5 protein-coding genes and 1 pseudogene are annotated in these 8,376 nt (G+C 72.9%); 2 read left to right on the top strand and 4 right to left on the bottom strand.

What is annotated here, in order from left to right:
• Nucleotides 1-1,209 (bottom strand): aminotransferase class III-fold pyridoxal phosphate-dependent enzyme (locus tag MTQ10_RS24400; protein ID WP_374117679.1); only part of this gene is annotated, 1,209 nt, incomplete at its 3' end.
• 345 nt (nt 1,210-1,554) lie between these two features.
• Here MTQ10_RS24400 and MTQ10_RS24395 point away from each other — a divergent pair.
• Both MTQ10_RS24395 and MTQ10_RS24390 read left to right on the top strand, forming a co-directional pair.
• On the top strand, nt 1,555-2,784 hold the full coding sequence (locus MTQ10_RS24395) for a trypsin-like serine peptidase (RefSeq protein ID WP_247472310.1): 1,230 nt from the start codon (nt 1,555-1,557) through the stop codon (nt 2,782-2,784).
• A gap of 157 nt (nt 2,785-2,941) precedes the next feature.
• Nucleotides 2,942-4,171, top strand: a complete 1,230-nt coding sequence (locus MTQ10_RS24390; RefSeq protein WP_247472309.1) for a trypsin-like serine peptidase — start codon at nt 2,942-2,944, stop codon at nt 4,169-4,171.
• 138 nt (nt 4,172-4,309) lie between these two features.
• Here the strand turns inward: MTQ10_RS24390 and hflX are convergent, their stop codons facing one another.
• The 3 genes and pseudogenes from hflX to MTQ10_RS24375 form a co-directional block, all read right to left on the bottom strand.
• The gene (gene hflX / locus MTQ10_RS24385; RefSeq protein ID WP_247472308.1) at nt 4,310-5,806 is read right to left on the bottom strand and encodes a GTPase HflX; all 1,497 of its coding nucleotides are present in this window, start codon (nt 5,804-5,806) and stop codon (nt 4,310-4,312) included.
• A 168-nt stretch (nt 5,807-5,974) separates the two neighbouring features.
• Nucleotides 5,975-7,606 carry a M1 family metallopeptidase gene (locus MTQ10_RS24380; protein ID WP_247472307.1) on the bottom strand — a complete coding sequence of 544 codons (1,632 nt, stop codon included), beginning with the start codon at nt 7,604-7,606 and terminating at the stop codon, nt 5,975-5,977.
• 258 nt (nt 7,607-7,864) lie between these two features.
• Nucleotides 7,865-8,305: pseudogene (locus MTQ10_RS24375) on the bottom strand (ACT domain-containing protein); the annotation flags it as partial.
• Nucleotides 8,306-8,376: the final 71 nt, after the last annotated feature.

Below are 8,376 nucleotides of genomic sequence, written 5' to 3'. Positions count from 1 at the left end.
CGGCAACGGGTCACGGCCACCGCGCGCGCGACCGGCGCCGGGGCCGCCGCCCGGCACCGCATCGCCGCCGCCCCGCACGTCGCCGCCCCCGGCCTCCCGCTCCCCGTCCCGCACCAGCTCCACCCCGATCATCAGCCCCCGCCCCCGTACCTCCCCGACGCAGGGAAGGGCACCGGTGAGGGAGCGCAACCGGTCGAGCATGCGGGCGCCGAGGGCGGCAGCGCGTTCGGCGAGGCCGTTCTCCCGGACGTACGCGAGGGTCGCGGCGCCCGCTGCCATGGCGAGCTGGTTGCCGCGCGGTCCGGGCGTGCGGTCGGCCGGCGTTCCGTCGGCGAGGTCGTCGTGGTAGACGACGGCGGACAGCGGGAGGCTGCCGCCGACGGCCTCGGAGAGGACCATCACGTCAGGGGTGACGCCGCTGTGCTGGACGGCCCAGAAGGCGCCGGTGCGGCCGACGCCGGTGTGGGTCTCGTCGGCGATGAGCGGCAGGGAGCGATCGGCGGTGATGTGGCGCATCCGGCGCAGCCAGCCGTCGGGGGCGGGCAGGACTCCGCCCTCGCCCTGGACGGCCTCGACGATCATCCCGGCGGGTCGGGGCAGGCCGGACAGCGGGTCGTCGAGGAGGGACTCGGTCCAGCGGGCGGCGAGTTCGGCGCCGCGCGGCCCTCCGATGCCGAAGGGGCAGCGGTAGTCCTGCGGGTAGGGCAGCCGGACGGTGTCGGCCGTGGCGGCGGGGCGGGGCGGGCCCGCGGGGTCCGCGGTGTCGGGCGTGGTGCCGTGCCGGGCGCCGGTGAAGGCGAGGATGCCGCTGCGGCCGGTGGCGGTGCGGACGAGCCGGAGCGCGGCGTCGACGGCGTCCTGGGCGGCGGGCCCGCAGAACTCCACGCGCGCGTGGCGTGCCAGTCCGGTCGGCAGGGTGCCGATCAGTTCGGCGACGAACGCGTCCTCGACCGGAGTGGCGACGCCGAGGACGTCCAAGGGTGCCCCGGAGTCGAGCACGCCGCGGACGGCTTCCAGGACGACGGGGTGGTTGTGCCCCAGCGGCAGGGTGCCCGCTCCGGAGAGACAGTCGAGGTAGCGGCGGCCGTCGGCGGCCTCGACGGTCAGTCCACGCGCGCGTACCGGGACGACGGGCAGCGAGCGGGCGTACGTACGGGCGCCCGATTCAAGGACCTGATGGCGTCGCTGTGTTCCCTCGGTCACGGTCACGGCTCCCTCTCCTCCCGCCGCGGCCCGCGGCGCCCTCCCCCGCCCGCGTACCGCCTGCGGGCCCCACCGCTACCAACCACGGACCACCCTCCGGGTTACGGGTGGCGCGCGATCAAATCCGGCCTGCGGGCACCGCTTTCACCATGTTCATCCATATACATCCGTTCCCTCCCGTCCCGCGCCGCTTCGGCCGCCACGCGTCGGATCCGTCGGCGGTCCCGCCGAGTTGTCCGTGCGCCCGCCTTGTAGCCGAACCGTTGCTGTCCGGTCGGTGGGCGCCCACAGCGACCGCATAGTGTGTGGTGCCGTTCGCCAAGTTCGTTCGTCCCAGGGGGAGTCAAGACCATGCGATCCACACGTCCGTCGTTCACCGCCCGCAGGGCGCGGGGCGCGCGCCGCGGGCCCTCCTCCCGCCTGGCCGCCGTCGCGCTCGTCTCGGCGCTGGCGCTCGCCGCGACCGCCTGCGACTCGGGCGACGACACGGACGCGGGCGGCCAGGCCTCCGCGTCCGCGACGGCGGCGGACGACGGGAAGATCCGCATCCCGGACGACATCAAGGACCGGCTGAAGGAACACGGGATCGACCTGGACAAGTGGCGCGACGGCGCCTGGAAGAACTGGGACAAGGACGACTGGCTGCGCGAGGCCAAGGACTTCGTGAACCCGATCATCGAGGGCCTGTGGGACCCGGACCGCATGCGGGACGCCGAGGACCCGGACCGCGGGGTGGACGACAGCGACCTCTCCGACGACCAGGGCGTGACCGATCCGGAGCCGGCGCCGGTGCAGGCGAAGGCGGTGCCGCCGCGCTACCACGCCAACGCTCCCGAGGCGGGCAAGGTGTTCTTCGACTCGCCGCAGGGCACGATGGTCTGCTCGGCCACCGTGGTGCAGGACCCCGCCCACCCCGGCAAGTCCAATCTGGTGTGGACGGCGGGCCACTGTGTGCACGCCGGCAAGAAGGGCGGCTGGTACCGCAACCTGGCGTTCGTGCCGTCGTACAACGACTCCCGCCTGCCGGCGGAGAAGATCCAGAGCGCCACGCGGGAGCAGGTCGCACCGTACGGCGTCTGGTGGGCGGACTGGGCGCAGACCTCGGACCAGTGGATCGAGCAGGGCGGCGCGAGCGGCGGTGACGGGGCGCCGTACGACTTCGCGGTGCTGCATGTGACGCCGGAGAAGGGCAGCGGCGGCAAGTCGCTGGAGGAGACGGTCGGTTCGGCGCTGCCGGTGGACTTCAAGGCCCCGGCCGTGGGGAAGATCGAGAGTCTGACGGCGACGGGCTACCCGGCGGCGGCGCCGTACGACGGGCAGTCGCTGTACCGCTGCCAGGACAAGCCGGGCCGGCTGTCGCTCGACGCGTCCGCCCCGACGATGTACCGCATCGGCTGCACCATGACCGGCGGTTCCTCCGGCGGCGGCTGGTTCGCCACGGGTGCCGACGGCAAGCCCGCGCTGGTGTCCAACACCTCCATCGGCCCGGTGACTTCGGGCTGGCTGGCCGGTCCTCGGCTGGGTGAGGTCGCGCAGGGCGTGTACGACGCGGTGAGCAAGAAGTACGCGTCCGCCGGCTGACGCTGACACTCACGCTCCGGTCGCCCGCGGCTCTGCGGGCGACCGGGGGTTGCCGGGTGGGGAGGGGCCGTGCCGCTCCTTCCCGCCGGGCCACCGGACGATCAACCCTGACAAGCTCATGACATACGCACGCACATCTCGACGGGGGTCTTCACACATGCTCTCTCCGCGCACACGCACGGCGTCCCGCCCCGGCAGGCGCCGCCGTACCGTCCTCGCCGCGTCCACGCTGACCGTGGCCCTGACTGTCACAGCGACCGCCTGCGGCGCCGACGACGACAGACACAACGCGGCGACCGGCTCCGGGCCCTCCCCCGTGGCCTCGCAGGGCGACGGCAAGGGCGAGGGTCAGGGCAAGGTCTCCCTGCCGGGTGATCTCGCCGACCGGCTGAAGGAACACGGCATCGACGTCGACGCCTGGAAGAACGGCGGCTGGAAGAACTGGGACAAGAAGGACTGGCTGCGCGAGGCCAAGGACTTCGTGAACCCGGTCATCGAGGGCCTGTGGAAACCCGAGCGGATGCAGTCCGCGAAGGAGGCCGACAAGACGGTCACCGTGAAGGACGCCTCCGCCGGCCAGGGCGTGAGCGACCCCGAGCCGGTGCCCGTGCGGGCGGAGGCCGAGCGGACGCCGTACCACCGGAACGCCGCACCTGTCGGCAAGGTCTTCTTCGACGCGCCCGACGGACCGAAGGTCTGCTCCGGCACGGTCGTCAAGGACGTCAACCACCCGGGGAAGTCCAACCTGGTGTGGACCGCCGGGCACTGTGTCCACGCCGGCGGCGACGGCGGCTGGTACCGCAACATCGTCTTCGTCCCCGCCTACAACGACTACGGCAAGTCCGAGGCGCAGCTCGCCGACGCCTCCTTCCGGGAGATGGCGCCGTACGGCAACTGGTGGGCCGACTGGGCCTCCACCTCCAACGAGTGGATCGCCGGCGGCTCGGACACCGGCGGTGACGGCGCCGCGTACGACTACGCCGTACTGCATGTGCAGCCGGAACAGGGCGCGAAGTCGCTGGAGGAGACGGTGGGCGCGGCTCTCGCCGTCGACTTCTCCGCCCCGGCCGCGGCGCAGGCGGGGCAGATGGGCGCGTGGGGCTACCCGGCGGCGCCGCCGTACAACGGTCTGCGGATGTTCAAGTGCATCGACCGGCCGGGCCGGCTCTCGCTGTCGCCGTCGCTGCCGACGATGTACCGGATCGGCTGCACGATGACCGGCGGCTCCTCCGGCGGCGGCTGGTTCCGGGTGGTGAACGGCGAGACCAAGCTGGTGTCGAACACCTCGATCGGCCCGCTGGACAACACCTGGCTGGCGGGACCGCAGCTCGGCCCGTCGGCGGAGGCGCTGTACCAGTACATGAGCCGGACGCACGGCGGCCGGTGAGCGGGCGCCGGCCCGCGTGAGCGTGCCCGACCGGCACCGGCCGAGGTGACCGCGCCTGAACGGAAGCCGAAGGCCCGGCCCCCGCGTGAAGCGGGGAGCCGGGCCTTCGCCGTGTTCCGGTGGTGGGCCGGGCGCCGGTCAGAGCGCGGCGGCGGCCGGCACGTACGGCGCCAGTTCGGCCGCGAGCTCCTCGTGCACCCGCGCCTTGAGCAGGGTGCCCTCCGCCGTGTGCTCCGCGGAGATCACCTCGCCCTCGTCGTGGGTACGCGCCACCAGCTTGCCGCGCGTGTACGGCACGAGTGCCTCGATCTCGACGGCCGGGCGCGGCAGCTCGGCGTCGATCAGGGCGAGCAGCTCGGGAATGCCCTGGCCGGTGCGGGCCGAGACGGCGATGGACCGCTTCTCGATCCGCAGCAGCCGCTGCAACGTCAGCGGGTCGGCCGCGTCCGCCTTGTTGATCACGACGATCTCGGGCACGTCGGTGGCGCCGACGTCCCGGATCACCTCGCGCACGGCGGCGAGTTGCTCCTCCGGGTTCGGGTGCGAGCCGTCCACCACGTGGAGGATCAGGTCGGACTCGCCGACCTCCTCCATGGTGGAGCGGAACGCCTCGACCAGGTGGTGGGGCAGGTGCCGGACGAAACCGACGGTGTCGGCCAGCGTGTAGAGCCGGCCGCTCGGGGTCTCGGCGCGGCGCACGGTCGGGTCCAGGGTCGCGAACAGCGCGTTCTCGACCAGGACACCCGCGCCGGTGAGCCGGTTGAGCAGGGACGACTTGCCCGCGTTGGTGTAGCCCGCGATGGCCACGGAGGGAACGCGATGGCGCTTGCGCTCCTGCCGCTTGATGTCGCGGCCGGTCTTCATCTCCGCGATCTCCCGGCGCATCTTCGCCATCTTCTCGCGGATCCGTCGCCGGTCCGTCTCGATCTTGGTCTCACCGGGGCCTCGGGTGGCGAGGCCGCCGCCCTTGCCGCCGCCCATCTGCCGGGACAGCGACTGACCCCAGCCGCGCAGCCGCGGCAGCATGTACTGCATCTGCGCGAGCGCCACCTGCGCCTTGCCCTCTCGGGACTTGGCGTGCTGGGCGAAGATGTCCAGGATCAGGGCCGTACGGTCGATCACCTTGACCTTGACGACGTCCTCGAGGTGGATCAGCTGGCCAGGGCTCAGCTCACCATCGCAGATCACGGTGTCTGCGCCGGACTCGAGAACGATGTCGCGCAGCTCGTCGGCCTTGCCGGAGCCGATGTAGGTCGCGGCGTCCGGCTTGTCGCGACGCTGGATGACGCCGTCGAGGACGAGGGCGCCGGCGGTCTCCGCGAGGGCGGCCAGCTCCGCGAGGGAGTTCTCCGCGTCCTGCACGGTGCCGGACGTCCACACACCGACGAGCACGACCCGCTCCAGACGCAGCTGGCGGTACTCGACCTCGGTGACGTCCTGTAGCTCGGTGGACAGGCCCGCGACGCGTCGCAGGGCCGCGCGCTCGGAGCGGTCGAACTGGTCCCCGTCCCGCTCGCCGTCGATCTCGGGCTTCCAGGCGACGTCCTCTTCCATCAGGGCATCGGCCCGAAGGCCCTCGGGGTAGTCGTGCGCGAGGCGCTTGCCGTCCTGGGAAAGAGAAGAAGAGGAGGTCATTGGGTCCTTACGTCGATGGGAATCCGTCGCCGGCTTCGTCCGGGACAACGTCCGAGCACTCCGGGAGATTCCCGGCCGGGCACCCGGGAACACCGAGTACCGCGGATCTCGCGGCCGTACCGCGCCGGCACCACGATGGTCGCATGTCACGGCCGTCACGTCACCGCCTTATCCGCGGCCCCCGGCGGGCGCGGCGGACGCGGCGGGCTTCGCGGACGCGGCGGGCTTCGCGGACGCAGCGGGCTTCGCGGACGCAGCGGGCTTCGCGGGGGCCGCGCCCTTCGTGGGGCCGGCCGCCTCGGCCGGGGCGGTGGACTTCCAGTCGGGGTGTCCCGGCATGGGCGGGGTCTTCTCGCCGTACAGCCAGGCCTGGAAGAAGCCGCTCAGGTCGCGGCCGGAGATGTCCGAGGCCAGCTCGGTGAAGTCGGCCGTGCCCGCCGTGCCGTCCTGGTGCTCGCGCACCCACAGGCGTTCCAGCTGCGCGAACGCCGACGCCCCGATCTCCTCGCGGAGCGCGTACAGCACGAGCGCGGCACCGTCGTAGACGTTGGCCCGGAAGATGCCGATCTTCTGGCCGGGGACGGGCGGCTTGGGGGCGGCGGGCGGACCGCCGGAGGCGCGCCAGCGGTCGGACGCGGAGTACGCGGCCTTCATACGGGCCTCCATCGGCCGGTCGCCGTGCTCCTCGGCGTAGAGGGCCTCGTACCAGGTGGCGTGTCCTTCGTTGAGCCACAGGTCGGACCAGGTGCGCGGGGTGACGCTGTCGCCGAACCACTGGTGGGACAGCTCATGGACCATGATCGAGTCGACGTACCACTCGGGGTACGCGGGTTCGGTGAACAGATCCTTCTCGAACAGGGACAGCGTCTGCGTCTCCAGTTCGAAGCCGGTGTCGGCGCCGGCCATGAGCAGGCCGTACGTCTCGAAGGGGTAGCGGCCGACCTTGCTCTCCATCCAGGCGATCTGGTCGGGGGTCTTCTTCAGCCAGGGTTCCAGCTTCGCCGCGTCGGCGGCGGGCACGACGTCCCGCAGGGGCAGCCCGTGCGGGCCGGTGCGGTGCAGGACGCGGGAGCGGCCGATGGAGACCTGGGCGAGTTCGGTGGCCATGGGGTGCTGGGTGCGGTACGTCCATGTGGTGGTGCGGCCCGCCCGCTCCGCCCCGGCCGGCAGTCCGTTGGCGACGGCCGTGTAGCCGTCGGGGGCGGTGACGCGGATGGTGAACATCGCCTTGTCGGACGGATGGTCGTTGCAGGGGAAGACCAGGTGGGCGGCGTCGGCCTGGTTGGCCATGGCGAGTCCGTCGTCGGTGCGGACCCAGCCGCCGTCCCGGTCGGTGCCGGGGGTGGGATCGCTGGTGTGGCGGACGGTGACGCGGGTCCAGGCGCCGGCGGTGAGCGGCCGGGCAGGGGTGATCACGAGGTCCTCGCCGGCGGTGGCGAAGGAGGCGGCCTCGCCGTCGACCTCGACGGATTCGACGTCGCCGTACGCGAAGTCGAGGTTGATGCGCTCCAGGGGCCGGGTGGTCCAGGCGTCGATGGTGGTGACAGCCTTCAGCGGCTCGGTGTTCTTGCCGCTGTAGGTGAAGGACAGGTCGTACGACGCCACGTCGTAGCCGGGGTTGCCTAGGTACGGGAAGAGGCGGTCGCCGACGCCGAGCGGGGCCGGGGGCGCGCTCGCGGCGACGAGGCAGACGGAGACGGCGGAGGCGACGAGGGCAGCCGCGGCCCTGCGGACGGTGCGGGCACGCCGGGACGGGGCGCGCCGCGCGGGGGCACGGGAGTCACGGGGAGTGAGCAGCATGCCCCACCGCTACCAGCGGCCTGCCCCCGCACGGCGGCGACGCGCGCTTCTCCCACCCGAACGGGTTGCGTACGCGCGTGTACGGCGGCGCGATCGCGGGCCGACGGCCACGCGCGCGTGGGGTGAGGTGCCGGGGGCGTGGGGTGGCCGGCGCGGGGACCGGGCGGCCACGCGCGCGTGGGGAGGGCCGCCCATGTCATCCCACCTTCGGAACCCTCAGCCGGACGGCCACGCGCGCGTGGGGAGGGCTCGGCCGGTTCACGGTGTGGGGGCGTGGTGCTGGGCGCGGCTCACGTCGTACACGCCCGGGACGTTGCGCATGGCGCGCATGAGGGCGGGGAGGTGGGCGGCGTCGGGGAGCTGGAGGGTGTAGGTGTGGCGTACGCGCTGCTGGGAGGGGGGTTCGACGGTGGCGGAGACGATCTCGGCGCCTTCCGTCGCGATGGCCTCGGTCAGGTCGGCCAGCAGATGGGGGCGGCCGAACGATTCAGCGACCAGGGTGACCCGGCATTCGGTGGAGTCTCCCCAGCGCACGTCGATCTCGGCGCGCCCCGCGTCCTTCATGCGCGCCACGGCGGCGCACTCGACGCGGTGCACGGTGACGGCGCCGCCGCGTACGGCGAAGCCGATGACCTGGTCGGGCGGTACGGGCGTACAGCAGCCGGCGAGCCGGACGGTGGCGCCGGGGCGGTCGACGACGGCGTTGGACTCGGGCCGGGGCGCGGGCGGTCTCTTATACCCATCTCCGAGCCCACGAGACTACGCTGCAT

This window comes from Streptomyces sp. XM83C (assembly GCF_023072675.1).
In the GTDB taxonomy this organism is placed as follows: Bacteria; Actinomycetota; Actinomycetes; order Streptomycetales; family Streptomycetaceae; genus Streptomyces; species Streptomyces thermocoprophilus.
This window is presented reverse-complemented; position numbering and strand designations above follow the sequence as displayed.

Bases quoted from the DNA above. Each gene is read 5' to 3' on its own strand.
- MTQ10_RS24380 (WP_247472307.1), bottom strand. From the start codon at position 7,606: ATGCTGCTCACTCCCCGTGACTCCCGTGCCCCCGCGCGGCGCGCCCCG.
- MTQ10_RS24395 (WP_247472310.1), top strand. From the start codon at position 1,555: ATGCGATCCACACGTCCGTCGTTCACCGCCCGCAGGGCGCGGGGCGCG.
- hflX (WP_247472308.1), bottom strand. From the start codon at position 5,806: ATGACCTCCTCTTCTTCTCTTTCCCAGGACGGCAAGCGCCTCGCGCAC.
- MTQ10_RS24390 (WP_247472309.1), top strand. From the start codon at position 2,942: ATGCTCTCTCCGCGCACACGCACGGCGTCCCGCCCCGGCAGGCGCCGC.